Below are 19,570 nucleotides of genomic sequence, written 5' to 3' on the forward strand. Positions count from 1 at the left end.
TTTTTTATCAGTTTTTTTATCAAAATATTTTTTATCAACAATATCTGCACATGTGTTTTTGCAAAAGTTATCAAATTAAAAAATTCACAAAACTAAATTTAACTTATTAACAACTAAATTATACCGATAATATATTATGCCACCCTTTTAAATAAATTATCCACATTTTATTGATGGGCTTAGGAGGTCATATAATGTATGGAGATCATCGTCAAATATGGGAGAGGATAGTGGAGGTCATAAAAAGCGAGCTTACCCCCACCAGCTACAACACCTGGCTAGTTCACATAAAACCCTTAGCAATTATTGATGATGTGTTATTTTTAAGCACTCCTAATACTTTTACAAAAAATATAATAAATGGAAGATATATAAATATTATCTACGACGCTGCTTCAAAAGCTACAAATAAATTATACGAGATAAAAATATTATCAGAAGACGAAGAAGAATATAGAGAAATCAAAGAATCTATTGAAAAAGAAAACCTAACTGAATCCACTACTCTTTCCACTCTAAATCCAAAATATACTTTTGATACTTTTGTAGTTGGAAACAGCAATAAACTTGCTCACGCTGCATGTCTTGCAGTAGCTCAGGCTCCAGCAAAAGCCTATAATCCTTTATTTATCTATGGAGGAGTAGGTTTAGGCAAAACCCATTTAATGCATGCAATAGGGCACTTTATCAATAAACATCAAAGTGGCTACAAAATAATGTACGTTACGTCAGAAACGTTTACAAACGAGTTAGTTAACTCCATAAAAGACGACAAAAATGAAGAATTTAGAAACAAGTACAGAAATATTGATGTTCTTCTAATAGATGATATTCAATTTATAGCCAAAAAAGAACGAACTCAAGAAGAATTTTTCCATACTTTTAACACCCTTTACGAAGCCAACAAGCAAATAGTTATTTCCAGTGACAGACCACCAAAAGAAATTCCAACTTTAGAAGAAAGGCTAAGGTCAAGGTTTGAGTGGGGTTTAATCGCGGATATACAGCCACCAGATTATGAGACAAGAATTGCAATACTTAAGAAAAAGGCTCAAACAGAAAATCTAAATATACCCGACGAAGTTTTAGCTTATGTGGCAGAAAAAATTCAATCAAATATAAGAGAGTTAGAAGGAGCATTAATAAGAATCGTAGCTTTTTCAAATCTTACAAAAGCCAATATAGACTTAGAATTAGCTAAGCATGCCTTAAAGGAAATTGTATCTAATAAAACGAGAGAAATAACTGTAAAACTCATACAGGAAGAAGTTTGCAAGTACTATAACATAAAACTAGAAGATTTCAGGTCCCGCAAGAGAACAAAAAACATAGCTTATCCGCGACAAATCGCCATGTACTTAGCAAGAGAACTGACAGATTTATCTCTTCCAAAAATAGGAGAAGAATTTGGAAAAGACCATACTACTGTAATACATGCTTATGAAAAAATTTCTAATGAAATAAAACAAGATGAACTTCTCTCAAGGCAGATTGAGGAACTTAAAAAGAGGATAAAAGGTTATTGACATATAAACAGGGATAACCCTGTTTATATGTTTTAAAATTTTTTGTCTGTGAATATTGTTAATAAATTTAACTGTTTACTCAGAAATTATTCACAGACAATTATCGACTTTTTCTCCGCTTCACAAACTATTACTAACAAACTAACATCTTCTATTACTATGACTACTAAACGCTTATCTTATCTATTATATGATTTGACTCAAAAAAATATTCTCAAAAACAGGAGTGAAAAAAATGAAATTTGTGTGTGATAAAAATTCATTATTTGAAGGAGTAAATATTGCAATAAGGGGGGTATCTTCCCGCACTACTCTTCCTATTCTTCAAGGTATAAAAATTTCGGCTTTGAAAGGTCAAGTCAAATTTTCAGGAACTGATCTGGACATAGGAATAGAGTGTCAAATTCCTGCAGTGATAGAAGAAGAGGGAGAAATAGTAGTACCTGCAAAAATTTTCTCAGAATTAGTTCGTAAATTGCCTGAGGGAGATGTAAAAATAGAAAGTGATTCTCAAAACACGGTAAATGTAGTTTGCGATAGTATAAATTTCACTATTGCAGGAAGTGACGCTGTAGAGTTTCCTGAAATTCCTCTAGTATCTAAAGAAAATTCTTTTAAGTTGACGCAAAATATTCTAAAAGACTTAATAAGAAAAACAGTCTTTTGTATTGCCCAGGAGCAAACAAGACCTATTTTGACAGGTGTTCTATTTGAAGTGTTTCAAACTGAAGTTAAAGCAGTAGCTTTAGATGGATTTAGAATGGCTATATATTCTTATCAGAGTGAGGAAAAATTCTTTGACGAGGATATAGAAAAATATTCTATAGTAATTCCAGGTAAAACTTTAGAAGAGATATACAGAATCTTAAAAGATGAGGAAACAGAGATAGAAATATACCACACTGCTAATCAAGTGTTATTCCAAATTGAAAATACAAAGGTAATATCGAGGCTTTTAGAAGGAAGCTTTATAAACTACAATGCTGTTTTACCAAAGGATTATAAGACTGAAGTGGTAGTCAAAAGAGAAGTTTTAACTGAAAGTATTGAAAGAGCTTCACTAATTGCAGAAAGCAAAAATAATTTGATTAAGTTTGAGATTGGTGATAAATTTATTACTGTCTCTTCTAATTCTGAAAAGGGCAAGATGATAGAAAAAATAGAAGTTGATGTAAAAGGAATGTTTCTTGAGATCGCTTTTAACTCAAGATATTTATTAGATTCTTTAAGAGCCATCGATGAAGAAGAAATAACGCTTTATTTCATAAATAGTATAAATCCGTTAATAATAAAACCTATAGGAAGTAAAGATTATCTTTATATGATACTTCCTGTAAAGCTCAATTGAAAATAAGAGGTGTTTTTTAAATGATAGAAGTGCCTATAGAGACGGAATATATTACCTTAGGGCAATTTTTAAAGTATATGAAAATATGTCAAACTGGAGGACAAGCAAAGCAATTTATTTTAGAAGGAAAAGTTAAAGTAAATGGCGCAATAGAATTAAAAAGAGGTAAAAAACTTCACAAAAATGATATAATTGAGGTAGATGGTAAAACTTATATCATAAAGTGAGGAATTTAACTTGTATGTGAAGGAGCTATTTGTCGACAATTTTAGAAATTTACAAAAGCAAAAAATAGAATTTTGCGAAGGAATAAATATATTTTATGGTTTAAATGCACAAGGAAAGAGCAATTTATTAGAAAGTATTAGGCTTTTAAGTATGGGAAGGTCTTTTAGAGGGAGCAAAACGACAGAACTAATAAAATTTGGAGAAGATTATTTTTATGTAAAAGCTATAATTTGTCAAGAAAATAACGATAAAAAAATAGAATTTGGATACAAGAAAAATGAAAATAAAGTCATTAAAGTAAATGGCAATAAAATAAAGTCGACTTCCGAACTTTTAGGTCAACTTTTGACAGTCATTTTTTCTCCTGAAGATTTAAACATAATAAAAGAAGGACCTTCCCATCGCAGAAAATATCTGGATTCTTGTATATCTGTTGTTGAAAAGAATTATCTTTATAACCTCATGCAATATAACAAAATACTAATGAATAGAAATAAACTATTAAAGAGCATAAAAGAAGGGAAAAGTAAAAGTATACTAGAAATTTTTGATGACCAATTAGTAGAATACGGGGCAAAAATAATTGTGATGAGACAAAATTATTTAAAAAACGTAGAAATTAATATAAAAAAATTTTTACTTGAAATTTCCAATGAGACAGCAGAAATTGTCTACCTAAATAGTGTAGGACTTAAAGATGCTTCAGATGAAGAAATAGTTAAAAAAAGATTAAAAGAAAAACTATCAAAGAATATAGATGTGGATTTAAGGTATTTTACAACACAAGTTGGGCCTCATAGGGAAGATTTTAAAATTATTATAAACGGCTATGATTCAAGAGTATATTCTTCTCAAGGTCAACAGCGAACAGCGGCTTTATGCCTTAAATTATCAGAGTTTGAAATTTTAAAAAAGGAGACTAGTGAAAAACCAGTACTGCTTTTAGATGACGTAATGTCAGAATTAGATGAAAATAGAAAAAAATATGTCCTAGAAAGATTAAAAGGTTTTCAGACTTTTATAACCCATACTACAAAAAGAGATTTAAAAGGAGATTGTTATTTTAAGATATCTAATGGGGTTGTTATTAAAGAATAGGGGGTCAAAAAATGTATGTCCATTTAGGCGGCAACGTGGTAGTTCCTGACAAAGACATTATAGCTATTTTTGACATGAGTGTTGTAACTACTTCGGAGGCTACTGTGCAATTTTTAAAAATAGCGGAAGAAGAAGGATTTGTGGTCAGAATTTCTGACGAAAAGCCAAAGTCTTTTATAATCACAGAAAGGGATAAGAGGAGTATTATTTATTTATCACCAATTTCTGCTTTTACCCTTATAAGAAGGACACAAAAAATAGAGGATTAGGGAGGTATTAAATTGTATCAAAAAACATCAGAAGGAATTGTTGTGAGAAATGAAGGAAAGAAGTTAGAGCTTAGAGTATTAGGTGATAAAATTATTAACGTTTTTGTAAGTGATAAAGAGGAAAAAAGAAAGGATACAATTGCGATAGAAAGGAAAGAATACGATATTCCTGAGTTCAGTGTAAGAAAAGAATTAGAAAGTATATTAATTGAAACTGATTCTTTAAAAGTAAAAATAAATAAAAATGACCTTTCTGTGAGTTTCTTAGATAAAAATGAAAATATAATTAATGAGGATTACAATGGAGGAGTAAAATTTAGTGAAACAGATGTTAGATGCTATAAAAAGTTAAGAGAAGACCATTTTTACGGTTTTGGAGAAAAAGCAGGATATCTCGACAAAAAAGGCGAAAGGTTAGAGATGTGGAATACAGATGAATTTATGACTCACAACCAGACTACAAAACTTTTATATGAGTCTTACCCTTTTTTCATAGGAATGAACGATTATCACACTTATGGAATATTTTTAGACAATAGCTTTAGGTCTTTTTTTGATATGGGACAGGAATGCCAAGAATACTATTATTTTGGGGCCTATGGAGGTCAAATGAATTATTACTTTATTTATGGAGAAGACATAAAAGAGGTTGTAGAGAATTATACATATCTCACTGGAAGGATAAATCTTCCACCTTTATGGGCATTGGGAAATCAGCAGAGCAGGTACAGCTATACTCCACAAGAGAGAGTACTGGAGATTGCAAAAACTTTTAGAGAAAAAGATATTCCTTGTGACGTGATATATCTCGATATAGATTACATGGAAGGATATAGAGTTTTCACATGGAATAAAGATACATTTAAAAATTATAAGGAAATGCTAAAGCAGCTTAAAGAAATGGGATTTAAAGTAGTGACGATTGTAGATCCAGGAGTTAAGAGGGATTACGACTACCATGTTTACAGAGAAGGAATTGAGGAGGATTATTTTGTAAAGGATAAGTATGGTATAACCTATGTTGGAAAAGTATGGCCAGGGGAAGCTTGTTTTCCTGACTTTTTACAAGAAGAAGTGAGATATTGGTGGGGGGAAAAGCACAGAGAATTTATAAAGGATGGAATTGATGGTATATGGAATGATATGAATGAGCCAGCTGTGTTTGAAACTCCTACTAAAACTATGCCAGAGGATAATATTCATATTTTAGATGGAGAAAAGGTACTTCACAAAGAAGCCCATAACGTTTATGCTAATTATATGGCTATGGCCACAAGAGATGGTTTACTAAGGATAAGACCTAATGAAAGGCCTTTTGTGTTGACAAGAGCTGCTTTTTCAGGAATACAAAGGTATGCGGCAATGTGGACAGGAGACAACAGAAGCTTGTACGAACACCTTCTTATGATGATGCCTATGTTGATAAATATTGGGCTTTCTGGACAACCGTTTGCAGGAGCCGATGTAGGGGGATTTGAGGGAGATTGTCACGAAGAACTTTTTATAAGGTGGATAGAGGCAGCTACCTTTACTCCCTTTTTAAGAGTGCATTCTGCAATAGGTACTAAAGACCAAGAGCCCTGGTCTTTCGGAAAAAGGTGTGAGGATATATCGCGAAAGTACATAAAAATGAGATATGAGATTTTACCTTACTTATACGATTTGTTTTACATCGCCTCCCAAAAAGGTTATCCTATAATGAGGCCATTGGTTTTTGAGTATCAAGAAGATGAAAATACTCATAAAATATACGATGAATTTCTGTTAGGAGATAATTTATTGGTTGCGCCTATATACTTACCTTCTAAAGAAAAAAGAGAAGTGTATTTGCCAAAAGGAATATGGTATGATTACTGGACTGGAAAAGAATTTAAAGGAGAAAGCTATTATCTTGTGGATGCTCCTATAGATATAATACCTCTTTTTGTAAAAGAAGGAGGAATATTATTAAAGCGTGAGCCTCAGTCCTTTGTAGAAGAAAAGGAAATAAAAGAGATAATAGTGGAAATTTATAGAGGAGAAGAAGGGCATTATCTCCATTATGAAGACGATGGAAAGTCCTTTGATTATACTAAAGGGGTTTATAACCTCTTCGATATAAGTTTTTGTTATAAAGAAGGAAGGATGGATATAAAATTTGATAAAATTCACTTTGGCTATGACAAAGGAGTTAAAAAGTATAAATTTATATTTAAAAATTTTGGTGATATTAAAGAGATTAAGATAAATGGTGAAAAAGTTGGGAAGGAAAATTGTGAAATTGAATTATAAAATAGAGGCAAAAGCCTCTATTTTTTTACAAATCTTTCTATTAAAGATTGTTTAGCTTGTTGTTCTAAGGAGTCATCCAAAGGAGTTAATTCTACTTTGCCATATTTTCTCTTTAAAGCAGTTTCAATTAAAATATCTGCAAATTCAGGATTTTTAGGAAGTACTGGGCCATGGAGATATGTTCCATACACATTTTTATAAATACATCCTTCTGTTTTATCTTCTCCGTTATTTCCCCTTCCAATTATTACTTTCCCTAAAGGACTAGATTTTCCAAGATATGTTTTCCCAGAGTGATTTTCAAAGCCCACCATTTTAAAGTTTTTTTCATTTATATTCGCATCGATTACTACATTTCCTATCATCCTTTTGGTACCAGCAACAGTCCACATATCTAATACACCAACGCCTTCTATTTTCTCACCTTTTGAGGTTTGATAATAATTTCCTAAAAGTTGGTATCCACCACATATACCTAATACAGTCAAACCGTCTTCAATAGCTGATTTAAGATTTTTACCCTTTTTGATTGTCAAGTCGTCGCTTACAATTTTTTGTTCTCTATCAGATCCGCCTCCTAAAAAAAGTATATCTATATCAGTAAAATTCGTATTTGAATCTACCGTAATTGATTTTACTTCGGTTTCAATGTTTCGCCATTCACTTCTTCTTTTTAATGTCAAAATATTCCCTAAGTCTCCATATAAATTTAATAAGTCTGGATACATATGGCCAATGACAAGTTTCATTCTTTTTCCTCCTATGAGTTTAAGTATTTATTTACATCATAAAGAGATGTATAATTGGGAAGTACTGCTATTAATTCTTCCTTAGTTAGTTCAGATATTGTATCAAGAGCTTTATCTACAGAGTTTATGACTTTTACTTTATTAATATCGAAATTTGCATATTTGAGTCTTACTGCCATGTCTTCAGCTCTTAAACCAGAAGTTATTATATAATTTACCTTTGTTTTTGATAAAAAGTCTTCTAGGTTTACGTCCCACAACCAAGATACATCTCTTCCATCCGCGTAGTTATCATTTATAGAGATTAAAAGGTTTAAAGGTTTGCTAAATTGAGATAGCATATTTAAGGTGCTTTCAAAACCAATAGGGTTTTTAATTAAATTTATTATAGCTTTTTTGTTTTTTATTTTAGTTTTTTGCAATCTTCCTTCTATTGGCCAATAGTTTTCTGTTGCTTTTGATATAGTGTTAAAGTCTATGTTCAACAAAATGCTAGCAGATATAGCTGCTAATAAATTATAAACGTTGTATATGCCTATTAATCTACTTTTAAATGTAAAGATTTTATCTTTATAGTATAGATTAAAATTTATTCCATCTTCATTTAAAAATATATTAGTAGCTTTAAAATGAGGATTTGGTCGCTTTTTGCCACAATTGGGGCAGTAATAGTCTCCCAGTTGCCCGTAATATATTCTTCTATATTCGTATTTGTGGCCACAAATAGGACAGTATTTTTGTTCAAAAGAAGATGAGTTAATTCCTTCAATGTTGTCATCAATTCCATAGTAAAAGACTTTTGATTTTATCTCATCTCCTATTGAAGCTGTAAAAGGTTCATCAGCATTTAGTAATATTATAGATTCTTGTGGCAGTTTTAAAAGGGCGTTTTTTACTTTTTCTACTGTTATATCTAATTCTCCGTATCTGTCTAATTGGTCTCTAAAAAAGTTAGTTATTATTACTATATTAGGATTTATATCTTCAATTACAATTGGCATGTTTGCTTCGTCTACCTCAAAAACGGCTGCTTCTTTTTTTAAATTTCCTAAAAAATCGCTGCTTTTTATTAAAGCAGTTGCAATTCCTGTTTTCATATTCGCTCCTTCTTTATTATGTACGACACTTTTTCCAGCGGTATTCAAAATATGGGCTATTAATCCAGAAGTTGTAGTTTTGCCATTTGTACCTGTTATCATCACTTTGCTTTCTTTTAGAGGTTCAATTAACTTTTTTATTAATCGAGAATCAGATTTAAGCGCTATTTTTCCAGGTAAAGATGTTCCACCTTTTCCTGTTATTTTACAAGATATGTTCACAAGTTTACCTAAGTTGACACTTAAAAATTTCACTATTTACCACCTTCTAGTAAATTTTATTTCCTATTTTTACTCTTCTTTCTGGTTAAAGCAATACTACATTTCCTTCTTCATCATCTACTCCTAAAACTTCGGATACGAAGTCAGCAATTTGTATATTCCTATGTCAAGTTTTAAAAAATCTTCAGAGGTAGCCATTGAATTCCCTCCAATTTAAGTATATTATATTATAGGTACATGTGTTAAGTATTATTATATTATAGGTAATAATAAAAATAAAATTATCTCATTTCCCGGGAAAATTTTTCGGGAAATATTTTGAATTGAGCAATTTTTAAAATAATGATAAAATAAAACTGTTGGATAAATTTGCGGAGGTTGTGAATATGGCAAAGGATGAAACTTATACTGCGAGTCAAATTCAAATATTAGAGGGTTTAGAAGCCGTAAGAAAGAGGCCAGGAATGTATATAGGTTCTACTGGCAGCAGGGGATTGCATCACCTTGTATACGAGGTAGTAGATAATAGTATAGATGAAGCATTGGCAGGGTATTGCAAAAATATAGTAGTTACTATACACAAAGATAATTCCATAACGGTTGAAGACGACGGGAGAGGTATACCTACAGATATACACCCAAAAGTTGGAAAACCGGCTGTAGAAGTAGCTTTAACGATGTTACACGCAGGTGGAAAATTTAATAATGATGCTTACAAAGTATCTGGAGGATTACACGGAGTAGGTGTTTCTGTTGTAAATGCATTATCTGAAAAATTGGAAGTTGTTGTAAAACAGCGTGGGAAAATTTTCAGGCAAACATATGAAAGAGGAGTACCAAAAACTGATTTAGAGATTATTGGGGAAACAGAAGAGACGGGTACGACTATTACTTTTAAGCCAGATAAAGAAATTTTTGAGGAAACTGTATTCAATTATGATGTATTAGCTCAAAGATTAAGAGAATTAGCTTTTTTAAATAAAGGTATAAATATCAGGCTTATAGATGAAAGAGACGGAAAGGAAGAGGTCTTTAACTACGAAGGTGGAATTATATCTTTTGTGAAATATCTCAATAGAAATAAAGAAGTTTTACATGAGGAACCTATATACATGGAAGCAAAAAACACTGATTATGAAGTAGAGGTTTGCATGCAGTATAATGATACGTATACTGAAAATATTTTTAGTTTTGCCAATAATATTGATACTAGAGAAGGTGGTACTCATCTTGTTGGATTTAAAAGTGCTCTTACTAAAGTTATCAATGACTATGCTAGAAAATACGGAATTATAAAAGATAACGAGAAAAATTTGCAGGGTGAAGATGTAAGAGAGGGCTTGACTGCTATTGTAAGTGTAAAGTTAAAAAACCCACAGTTTGAAGGCCAGACTAAAACAAAATTAGGAAATTCTGAAATGAGGTCTATTGTAGAAAATGTAGTGATAGAGAAACTATCGGCTTTTTTAGAAGAAAATCCCTCGGTTGCAAAAGTAATAGTAGAAAAGGCTACACAAGCTGCAAGGGCGAGAGAAGCAGCGAGAAAAGCCAGAGAACTCACTAGAAGAAAATCTGCACTTGAAAATACTACTTTACCGGGAAAACTTGCTGACTGTTCGGAAAAAGACCCTTCTAAGTGTGAGCTTTTCTTGGTAGAAGGTGATTCTGCTGGAGGTTCTGCTAAAACAGGTAGAAATAGTAGATTTCAAGCGATACTTCCACTACGAGGGAAAATTTTAAATGTGGAAAAGGCGAGACTTGACAAGATACTCTCTAATGAAGAGATAAGAGCAATGATAACTGCTTTAGGTACTGGAATAGGAGATGAATTTGATATAAGTAAGTTAAGGTACCACAAAGTAGTCATAATGACAGATGCGGACGTAGATGGAAGTCATATTAGGACACTGCTTTTAACATTTTTCTATAGGTTTATGAGACCTTTAATTGAAAATGGAAATGTGTACATTGCTCAACCGCCTTTATATAAAATTACAAAAGGCAAAAAGGTGTATTATGCTTACTCGGATAGAGAATTAGACAGGATTTTAAATGAAATTGGAAGGGAAAATTATACTGTTCAAAGGTATAAAGGTCTTGGAGAAATGAATGCTGACCAGTTATGGGATACAACTATGGATCCAGAGAAGAGGACGATGCTTAAAGTTACATTAGAGGATGCGATAGCTGCAGATGAAATTTTCACCATTTTAATGGGGGACAAAGTCGAACCAAGAAGGGAATTTATAGAAAAGCACGCAAAAACAGTTAGAAATTTAGACATATAAAAGAGGTGAAATAGATGAGTGAAGAAAAAGAGAAGGTAATCCCAGTAGGCATTGAAGATGAAATGAAAAAATCTTATATAGATTATGCAATGAGTGTAATTGTTGGAAGGGCATTGCCAGATGTAAGAGATGGTTTAAAACCAGTTCATAGAAGAATTCTTTATGCGATGAATGAGTTAGGATTAACTCCTGATAAGCCATATAAAAAAAGTGTTGCAGTTGTTGGTGAAGTTTTAGGGAAATATCATCCTCATGGTGATGCGGCTGTTTATGATACTTTAGTGAGACTAGCACAGGATTTTTCAATGAGAGAAACTTTGATAGATGGGCATGGAAACTTTGGAAGCATAGATGGAGACCCCCCAGCTGCCATGAGGTATACAGAAGCGAGGCTTTCAAAAATTGCCCTTGAAATGCTTACGGATATAAATAAAGAAACAGTAGATTTTGTGCCAAACTTTGACGAAACATTAAAAGAACCGGTAGTGCTTCCTTCAAGATTTCCTAATCTTTTAGTTAACGGGTCTCAAGGAATTGCCGTAGGTATGGCTACCAATATTCCTCCTCACAATTTAGGAGAAGTCATAGACGGAATTATCGCTTATATAGACAATCCTTATATTTCAGTAGATGAACTAATGAAATATATAAAAGGGCCTGACTTTCCTACAGGAGGAGTAATTTTAGGAAGAGACGGTATAAAAGAGACTTATGAGACAGGAAGAGGCAAAATTGTCGTTAGAGCAAAGGCAGAAATTGAAGAACACCACGGTAAGACGAGAATTGTAATTACTGAAATTCCTTATATGGTGCTTAAAGCTAAGTTAATTGAAAAAATTGCTGAGCTAGTTCGCGAAAAGCACATAGAAGGAATTTCTGATTTGAGAGATGAATCTGATAGAAATGGAATGAAAGTTGTAATAGAACTAAAAAAAGATGTCAATCCAAAGGTGATACTTAATAAACTTTACATGCACACGCAAATGCAGCAGACCTTTGGAGCTATAATGTTGGCTCTTGTAGACGGGGAGCCTAAGATATTAAACCTCAAGCAAATTATAGAAAAGTATGTAGATCATCAAGCGGATGTTGTAACGAGAAGGACTAAGTTTGACTTAAGAAAAGCGGAAGAAAGAGCACATATTTTAGAAGGGCTAAAAATTGCTCTTGACCACATTGATGAAGTTATAAACATAATAAGAAGTTCAAAGACAGAAGCAATTGCTAAGCAAAATTTAATGGACAAGTTTGGATTGAGCGAAAAACAAGCACAAGCGATAGTTGATATGAGATTAGGAAGACTGACGGGGCTTGAAAGGCAAAAAGTAGAAGATGAGCTTGAAGAGTTAATGGAAAAGATAAAAGAATTAAAAGGAATTTTGGCAGATGAAAGAAAAGTACTGGAAATAATTAAAAAAGAGCTTTTAGAAATAAAAGATAAATACGCTACTCCGAGAAAGACAAACATTGTGGCAAAAGAAGAAGAGCTAGATTTAGAGGATTTGGTTCAATTGGAAGATGTAGTTGTGACAATGACTCATTATGGATATATAAAGAGAATGCCTCTTGATACTTATAAGGCGCAAAAACGTGGGGGAAAGGGCATATTAGGTATATCAACAAGAGAAGATGACTTTGTACGGGATATTTTTATTACTACAACTCATGACAGATTGTTGTTCTTTACAAACAAAGGGAAGGTATATAGTTTAAGAACTATAGATATTCCTGAAACAGGAAGGCAGGCAAAAGGCACAGCTATTGTCAATCTCATACAGATAGGTCAAGGAGAAAAAGTCACAGCGGTTATTCCTCTTAAAAAGTCTCAAGATATTAAATATGTTGTTATGTGTACTAAAAAAGGCATAATTAAAAAGACTTCTATAGAAGAGTTTAGGTCAATTAAGAGAAATGGTATAATAGCTATCACGTTGGAAGAAAGTGATGAGCTTATAAATGTAAAATTAACAAATGGAGAAAGAGAAATAATAATAGGGACTGCCAGAGGCTATGCTATAAGATTTAATGAAAAAGACATAAGGCCTATGGGAAGGGTGGCAAAGGGTGTAATAGCTATTTCCTTGAGAGAAGATGATGAAGTGGTAGAAATGGACCTTGTTCACCCGGGTAGCGAAATTTTGGTAGTTACAGAAAAAGGATTTGGAAAAAGAACTGATTTAGAGGAATACAGGCTTCAAACAAGAGCGGGAAAAGGAATAATTGCAATAAGACTTAGTGAAAAAACTGGTAAATTAGTATCTATAAGGTCGGTAAATCCGGAAGATGAATTTATGATAATTTCTGCAAATGGAATTCTTATAAGAATGAAAGTGTCCGATATTTCTAAGATGCACAGAGATACAAGAGGAGTAACTCTTATGAAACTTGATGATGGGGACAGGGTTGTTTCTACTGCAAGAATAGAAAATGAAGAATAAAATAAGCCCTCAAATTTGTGGGGGCTTATTTTTTAAAAGCTCTTTCATATTGTTTTGGCCAGTCTTCCTTAGAAGTGTACGTATGTAAAACCCAATAGGGATTTCTTAAAAGTTCTCTTCCGAGTGCAACCAAGTCTGCCCTTTCATTTGAAAGAATTTCTTCTGCAAGCTCTTGTGTCGTTATTAATCCTACTGCAGAAGTTTTTATATTACAGCGTTTTTTAATTGTTTCAGCATATTTAACTTGATATCCGGGATATAGGTTTATATCAACATTTAAAAGTCCTCCACTGCTTACATCAATTAAATCAACTTTGTCTTTTATCATGTTGATATATTCTACCATCATATCTATGTTTATTCCGCCTTCCATGTAATCATCTGCAGATACCCGCACGAAAATAGGTTTGTTTTGAGGCCAATTTTTTCTAACTTCATCTATCACTTCAATTAAAAATCTTGCTCTATTTTCAATGCTATTGCCGTATTCATCTTTTCGTTTATTTGAAAGAGGAGAAAGAAATTCGTGGATTAAATAGCCGTGAGCTGCATGTATTTCAACTATATCATAGCCTGCTAAGTTAGCCCTTTTAGCAGCTTCTCCAAAAGCTTTTACTATAGATTTTATATCCTCAACTGATAATTCTCTCGGAAGTTTGTAGTGGTCTCCTGCTTTGATAGGGGAAGGCCCTACGACATCCTCGTAGGATATATTACATTTTCTTCCTGCATGAGCAAGCTGTATTCCCATCACAGCGCCATTTGCTTTACAAATGTCTACAATTTTTTTTAATTCTTTAACTTGTTCATCATTCCATATACCAAGGTCATGGTCAGTTATTCTTCCTCTGCTTTCAACAGCTGTAGCTTCTTGCATAATAAGTCCTACTCCACCAATAGCCCTTGTGGCATAATGAACTATATGCCAGTCATTTGGCATCCCATTTGTAGAAGCTGTGTACATACACATAGGAGACATCATGATTCTATTTTTTATTGTAATATCCTTTATCTTTAAAGGTATATGTAAAATACTCATAAACACTCTCCTTTCTTGAACTTTCTAATTTTAATCATAATACATATCTTTTTAAAAACCAAATTTAGCAAAAATGTTTAAGCTGCATGTGATTAAAGCAATTTTTAATGATAGTTAAAAAAAGAGCAATTTTTTTGGGAGATATTTAAAATTTTTTAGTAAATGTAAACGATAGATTATTGAAAATTTACAAATAATTTAGTTGACTAAAGTAAAAGATGCTGTTAAAATAACAAGTAACTTTATTCGGATTTGCATTTTTAAAATGATAAAGGATAAAAGCGATGAAGGTGAGTGGTATGTGCGTAGGCTTAAGAGAGCCGGTGGGTGGTGCAAACCGGTGCCAAGGCGCATATTAGCTCGCACTGGAGCTGTATAGCTGAACGGCGAGTTGCTTATTAGGCTATACCGGGATTGCCCGTTACAGTTCAAGTTGTAAAACTTGGTGAGGCTATTGCCGTGAGGTAATAGCGAAAACAGGTGGTACCGCGTGGAGAAAATCCTCGCCCTGTAATTTAGGGCGGGGATTGATTTTTATATAGGGGGTGATAATTTGCACATTATATCTGTCCTTGTGAACAATCATCCAGGAGTCTTGTCAAGGGTAGTAGGTCTTTTTTCAAGGAGAGGCTACAATATTGAAAGCCTTGCAGTAGGAACGACTGAAAGAGAAGATGTATCCAGAATAACTTTGACGGTGGGAGGAGATGATTACACCGTCACACAGATGATAAGGCAACTTAATAAACTTATAGATGTGTTGAAAGTACAAAACATAGGAGCAAGAGATAATGTTTCTCGAGAATTGCTGTTAGTTAAAGTAGGTTACGATTCAAATACAAGGGATGACATAATGCATATTGTAGATACTTTTAGAGCAAAAGTTATAGACATTTCCATCGACTCATTAATCGTAGAACTTACCGGAGATAGTGAAAAGATAAACGCTTTTATAAATTTAATTAATAAGTTTGAGGTAAAAGAACTTGTCAGGACAGGACTTGTATCTTTAGAGAGAGGCAATAAAACACTAAAAGAATATGAGGGGGAATTATAATGGCAAAGATGTATTATGACAAGGATGCAGATTTGAATTTGCTTAAAAACAAGAAAATCGCAATAATAGGTTTTGGAAGTCAAGGTCATGCTCATGCACTAAATTTAAGAGATTCTGGACTTGATGTAATAGTTGGTCTTTACGAGGGAAGTAAATCAAAAGAAAGAGCAGAAAAAGAAGGGCTGCGAGTTTATACAGTTGAGGAAGCAGCTAAAGTAGCAGATATCATAATGATGCTGATACCGGATGAAAAGCAGGCAAAAGTCTATAAAGAAAGCATAGAAAAAAATCTTACAGAAGGTAAAGCTCTTGCCTTTGCTCATGGGTTTAATATTCACTTTAAACAGATTGTTCCTCCAAAAAATGTGGATGTGTTTATGGTAGCTCCAAAAGGACCAGGACACCTTGTAAGAAGGGTATACCAAGAAGGAAAGGGAGTTCCAAATCTTGTAGCAGTGTATCAAGATTACACAGGGAAAGCTTTTGAAATAGCTTTAGCCTATGCAAAGGGAATAGGAGGTACAAGAGCAGGTGTCATTGAGACTACTTTTAAAGAGGAGACAGAAACAGACCTCTTTGGGGAGCAGGCTGTCCTTTGTGGTGGAGTTACTGAACTCATGAAAGCAGGATTTGAAACATTGGTAGAAGCTGGTTATCAGCCAGAAATAGCTTATTTCGAATGTGTGCATGAAATGAAACTTATAGTTGACCTCATATACGAAGGCGGTTTTAGTTATATGAGATATTCTATTTCGGATACTGCAGAATTTGGAGACTATATGACAGGTAAGAGGATAATAACAGAAGAGACTCGAAAAGAGATGAAAAAAGTTTTATCAGAAATACAATCAGGAAAATTTGCAAAAGAGTGGCTTTTAGAAAATCAGGTAGGAAGACCACAGTACAATGCTATAAAAGATAAAGAGGCAAATCATCTTATTGAAAAAGTCGGCAAAGGTTTGAGAGAAATGATGGCTTGGATTAAAAAAGAATGAATAAGGAGGTAGAAGACAATGGGGGTCAAAAGAGTCATTGTTTTTGACACTACGTTAAGGGATGGTGAGCAGACTCCTGGTGTGAATTTTAACAGCAATGACAAGTTTGAAATAGCAAAGCAATTGGTAAATTTAGGGGTAGATGTCATAGAAGCTGGATTTCCCGCGGCTTCAAATGGAGATTTTGAAGCAGTCAAAAATATTGCTGACAAATTAAGAGGGGTTACTATTGCTGCAATGGCAAGGTCTGTAAAAGAGGATATAGACAGAGCTAGCAGCGCTTTGAAAAATGCTGAAAGGTCGAGATTACACGTTTTTATCGCAACTTCTGATATACATCTTAAATACAAACTTAAGATGTCAAGAGAAGAAATGCTTGAAAAAGCCGTTGAAATGGTAAAATACGCAAAAGGAAAATTTGATGAGATTCAATTTTCAGCAGAAGACGCTTCAAGGACTGATTGGGATTTCTTAGTAAAAGTTTTTAGTGAGGTAATTGATGCAGGAGCAAATGTAATAAATGTGCCCGATACTGTGGGATATGCGATGCCAAGAGAATTTGGAGAACTCATAAAATACATCAGAAATAATGTTCCCAACATCGATGGAGTAATGATAAGTGCTCATTGTCACAATGATTTAGGAATGGCTGTAGCGAATTCTTTGTCTGCCATAGAAAACGGAGCAACTCAAGTAGAAGTGACTGTAAATGGAATAGGAGAGAGGGCAGGAAATGCAGCCATGGAAGAAGTAGTAATGGCTTTAAATACTAGAAAGGATTATTTTGGCCTTGTTCACGGTATAAACACCAAAGAGATATACAATACAAGCAAATTGGTAAGCGAACTTACAGGAATTAAACTCCAACCTAATAAAGCAATTGTAGGTGCTAATGCTTTTAGACATCAAGCGGGAATTCACCAACATGGAGTTATAAACAACAGAGCTACTTATGAAATAATGAAACCAGAGGACATTGGAATAATTCCAGATACTTTTGCATTAGGTAAGCTTTCAGGAAGAAATGCTTTTGAATTGAAAGTCAGACAATTGGGGTACAATAATCTTTCACCAGGAGAATTAAGTGATGCTTTTAGAAGGTTTAAAGATTTGGCAGACAGAAAAAAGGTCATTATAGATGAGGATATAAGATTTGTGGTAGAGGAGACATTAGAAGAATTTAGAAGTTTTAAGGAGGGAGAAGCTTGGGCTTAACATTGACACAAAAGATATTGTCAGCAAAAATTGGTAGAGAGGTCAAAGCAGGAGAGTTAATAGAAGTAGATGTAGATATGGTGTTGGGCAATGACGTCACTGCTCCTGTTGCTATAAAGGAATTTGAGAAAATAGGAAAAGAAGAGGTGTTTGACAAGACTAAAATTGCCCTTGTTCCTGACCATTTTGTTCCTAATAAGGACATAAAATCGGCAGAGCAAGTGAATATAATGAGAAAATTTGCAAAAAAACATGGAATAGTGAATTTCTTTGAAGTAGGGCAAATGGGGATAGAGCACGCTCTTTTACCCGAGAAAGGACTTGTACTTCCCGGGGATGTGGTGATAGGTGCCGATTCTCATACATGCACTTATGGCGCTCTTACCTGTTTTTCTACAGGTGTAGGAAGTACTGACATGGCGGCAGCAATGGCTACTGGCAAGGCATGGTTTAAAGTACCGGAAGCTATAAAATTTGTATTAAAAGGCAATTTACAAAAATGGGTAAGTGGAAAAGATGTTATCTTGTATATAATCGGAAAAATAGGAGTTGACGGAGCTTTATACAAATCTATGGAATTTACAGGGAATATAAAAGCTTTGTCAATCGATGATAGATTCACAATTGCCAATATGGCAATAGAAGCAGGGGCTAAAAACGGTATTTTCGATTTTGACGAAATTACCGAGGCATATGTTAAGGGGAGAGCAAAAAGAGAATATAAAGTGTTTGAAAGAGATGAAGACGCCGAGTACAGTGAAGTTTATGAGATAAATTTAGATGAGATAAGACCTCAAGTAGCATTTCCTCATTTGCCTGAAAACACTAGAAGCATTGATGAGGTTGGAAAAGTGAAAATAGATCAGGTAGTTATTGGCTCTTGTACGAATGGACGTCTCTCAGATATGGAGATAGCGTATAAGATACTAAAAGGCAAAAAGGTTCATCCTGATGTAAGACTTTTAATTTTCCCTGCCACACAGGAAATATACCTTGAATGTGTCAAAAGAGGTTACATTGAAGAGTTTATAAAAGCAGGCGCCGCAGTTTCTACTCCTACTTGTGGACCTTGCCTTGGCGGGCACATGGGAATTTTGGCTAGAGGAGAAAGGGCGTTGGCAACTACTAACAGAAATTTTGTAGGAAGAATGGGACATCCTGAAAGCGAAGTGTATCTTTCAAGTCCAGCTGTTGCGGCTGCTTCGGCTATTGCAGGATATATCGTAAGTCCAGAGGAGGTGGAATGATGCAAGGGAAAGCCATAAAATATGGGGACAATATAGATACAGACGTTATAATACCAGCGAGGTTTTTAAACACTTCAGATCCACAGGAATTGGCACAGCATTGTATGGAAGACTTAGACAAAGACTTTAAGAATAAAGTTAAAGAAGGAGACATATTGGTGGTAGGTGAAAATTTTGGTTGTGGCTCTTCCAGAGAGCACGCGCCAATCGCTATTAAAGCATCTGGTATATCCTGTATAATTGCTAAGTCGTTTGCAAGAATTTTTTTCAGAAATGCGATAAATATAGGGCTTCCGATATTAGAATGCAAAGAGGCAGTAGATGGGATTGAAGAAGGTGATATTGTTTTGGTTGATACAGATAATGGAATTATAAAAAATTTAACTAAAGGGACAGAATTTAAAGCTCAACCCTTTCCTGACTTTATAAAAGAAATAATGAAATATGGTGGACTTATAAATTATGTCAGAGAGAAGGTGTGAC

General features: G+C 33.7%; 16 protein-coding genes and 1 other annotated feature. Of the genes, 13 read left to right on the forward strand and 3 right to left on the reverse strand.

The annotated features are described in order from the left end of the window. Nucleotides 1–194: 194 nt before the first annotated feature. From dnaA to TETH514_RS00030, 6 genes are all read left to right on the forward strand, one after another. On the forward strand, nucleotides 195–1,526 hold the full coding sequence (gene dnaA / locus TETH514_RS00005; RefSeq protein WP_009052052.1) for a chromosomal replication initiator protein DnaA: 1,332 nt from the start codon (nucleotides 195–197) through the stop codon (nucleotides 1,524–1,526). 235 nt (nucleotides 1,527–1,761) lie between these two features. Continuing rightward, a complete protein-coding gene (gene dnaN, locus TETH514_RS00010) occupies nucleotides 1,762–2,874 on the forward strand; it encodes a DNA polymerase III subunit beta (protein ID WP_003867408.1) in 1,113 nt (370 codons plus the stop codon). A gap of 20 nt (nucleotides 2,875–2,894) precedes the next feature. Further along, the gene (yaaA, locus tag TETH514_RS00015) at nucleotides 2,895–3,101 is read left to right on the forward strand and encodes a S4 domain-containing protein YaaA (protein WP_003867407.1); all 207 of its coding nucleotides are present in this window, start codon (nucleotides 2,895–2,897) and stop codon (nucleotides 3,099–3,101) included. A 10-nt stretch (nucleotides 3,102–3,111) separates the two neighbouring features. Next, on the forward strand, nucleotides 3,112–4,200 hold the full coding sequence (gene recF / locus TETH514_RS00020) for a DNA replication/repair protein RecF (protein ID WP_003867406.1): 1,089 nt from the start codon (nucleotides 3,112–3,114) through the stop codon (nucleotides 4,198–4,200). A gap of 11 nt (nucleotides 4,201–4,211) precedes the next feature. Continuing rightward, a complete protein-coding gene (gene remB, locus TETH514_RS00025; RefSeq protein ID WP_003867405.1) occupies nucleotides 4,212–4,469 on the forward strand; it encodes an extracellular matrix regulator RemB in 258 nt (85 codons plus the stop codon). Between the two features lie 12 nt (nucleotides 4,470–4,481). Continuing rightward, the gene (locus TETH514_RS00030; protein WP_003867404.1) at nucleotides 4,482–6,740 is read left to right on the forward strand and encodes a glycoside hydrolase family 31 protein; all 2,259 of its coding nucleotides are present in this window, start codon (nucleotides 4,482–4,484) and stop codon (nucleotides 6,738–6,740) included. Nucleotides 6,741–6,757: 17 nt separating this feature from the next. Here TETH514_RS00030 and TETH514_RS00035 read toward each other — a convergent pair whose 3' ends face one another. Beyond that, nucleotides 6,758–7,489, reverse strand: coding sequence for a type 1 glutamine amidotransferase (locus TETH514_RS00035; protein ID WP_009052051.1), 732 nt, complete (start codon nucleotides 7,487–7,489; stop codon nucleotides 6,758–6,760). Nucleotides 7,490–7,500: 11 nt separating this feature from the next. Next, nucleotides 7,501–8,841: a Mur ligase family protein gene (locus TETH514_RS00040; RefSeq protein WP_009052050.1), complete on the reverse strand. Its 1,341-nt coding sequence runs from the start codon at nucleotides 8,839–8,841 to the stop codon at nucleotides 7,501–7,503. 353 nt (nucleotides 8,842–9,194) lie between these two features. Between TETH514_RS00040 and gyrB the strand changes: the two genes are divergently transcribed. Together gyrB and gyrA are read left to right on the forward strand one after the other, a co-directional pair. Beyond that, nucleotides 9,195–11,096, forward strand: a complete 1,902-nt coding sequence (gyrB, locus tag TETH514_RS00045; RefSeq protein ID WP_009052049.1) for a DNA topoisomerase (ATP-hydrolyzing) subunit B — start codon at nucleotides 9,195–9,197, stop codon at nucleotides 11,094–11,096. 14 nt (nucleotides 11,097–11,110) lie between these two features. After that, nucleotides 11,111–13,534: a DNA gyrase subunit A gene (gene gyrA / locus TETH514_RS00050; protein ID WP_009052048.1), complete on the forward strand. Its 2,424-nt coding sequence runs from the start codon at nucleotides 11,111–11,113 to the stop codon at nucleotides 13,532–13,534. A gap of 25 nt (nucleotides 13,535–13,559) precedes the next feature. On the opposite strand, the gene namA is transcribed toward gyrA, so the two are convergent. Further along, complete coding sequence (namA, locus tag TETH514_RS00055) at nucleotides 13,560–14,573, reverse strand: NADPH dehydrogenase NamA (protein WP_009052047.1); 1,014 nt, start codon at nucleotides 14,571–14,573, stop codon at nucleotides 13,560–13,562. A 275-nt stretch (nucleotides 14,574–14,848) separates the two neighbouring features. Then, nucleotides 14,849–15,087: a binding site (T-box leader), on the forward strand. Nucleotides 15,088–15,126: 39 nt separating this feature from the next. Here namA and ilvN point away from each other — a divergent pair. From ilvN to leuD, 5 genes are read left to right on the forward strand one after another with little or no spacing between them, the layout of a single operon-like run. Further along, nucleotides 15,127–15,630, forward strand: a complete 504-nt coding sequence (gene ilvN, locus TETH514_RS00060) for an acetolactate synthase small subunit (protein WP_003867397.1) — start codon at nucleotides 15,127–15,129, stop codon at nucleotides 15,628–15,630. After that, nucleotides 15,630–16,625: a ketol-acid reductoisomerase gene (gene ilvC / locus TETH514_RS00065; protein ID WP_009052046.1), complete on the forward strand. Its 996-nt coding sequence runs from the start codon at nucleotides 15,630–15,632 to the stop codon at nucleotides 16,623–16,625. The genes ilvN and ilvC overlap by 1 nt, the downstream gene beginning before the upstream one ends. An 18-nt stretch (nucleotides 16,626–16,643) precedes the next feature. Beyond that, nucleotides 16,644–17,840: a 2-isopropylmalate synthase gene (locus TETH514_RS00070; protein ID WP_009052045.1), complete on the forward strand. Its 1,197-nt coding sequence runs from the start codon at nucleotides 16,644–16,646 to the stop codon at nucleotides 17,838–17,840. Next, nucleotides 17,831–19,087, forward strand: a complete 1,257-nt coding sequence (gene leuC, locus TETH514_RS00075; protein WP_009052044.1) for a 3-isopropylmalate dehydratase large subunit — start codon at nucleotides 17,831–17,833, stop codon at nucleotides 19,085–19,087. Before TETH514_RS00070 ends, leuC begins: the two co-directional genes overlap by 10 nt. After that, complete coding sequence (gene leuD / locus TETH514_RS00080) at nucleotides 19,087–19,569, forward strand: 3-isopropylmalate dehydratase small subunit (RefSeq protein WP_009052043.1); 483 nt, start codon at nucleotides 19,087–19,089, stop codon at nucleotides 19,567–19,569. The genes leuC and leuD overlap by 1 nt, the downstream gene beginning before the upstream one ends. The last annotated feature ends 1 nt before the right edge of the window (nucleotide 19,570 follow it).

It is taken from the genome of Thermoanaerobacter sp. X514 (assembly GCF_000019065.1).
Classification (GTDB): domain Bacteria; phylum Bacillota; class Thermoanaerobacteria; order Thermoanaerobacterales; family Thermoanaerobacteraceae; genus Thermoanaerobacter; species Thermoanaerobacter pseudethanolicus.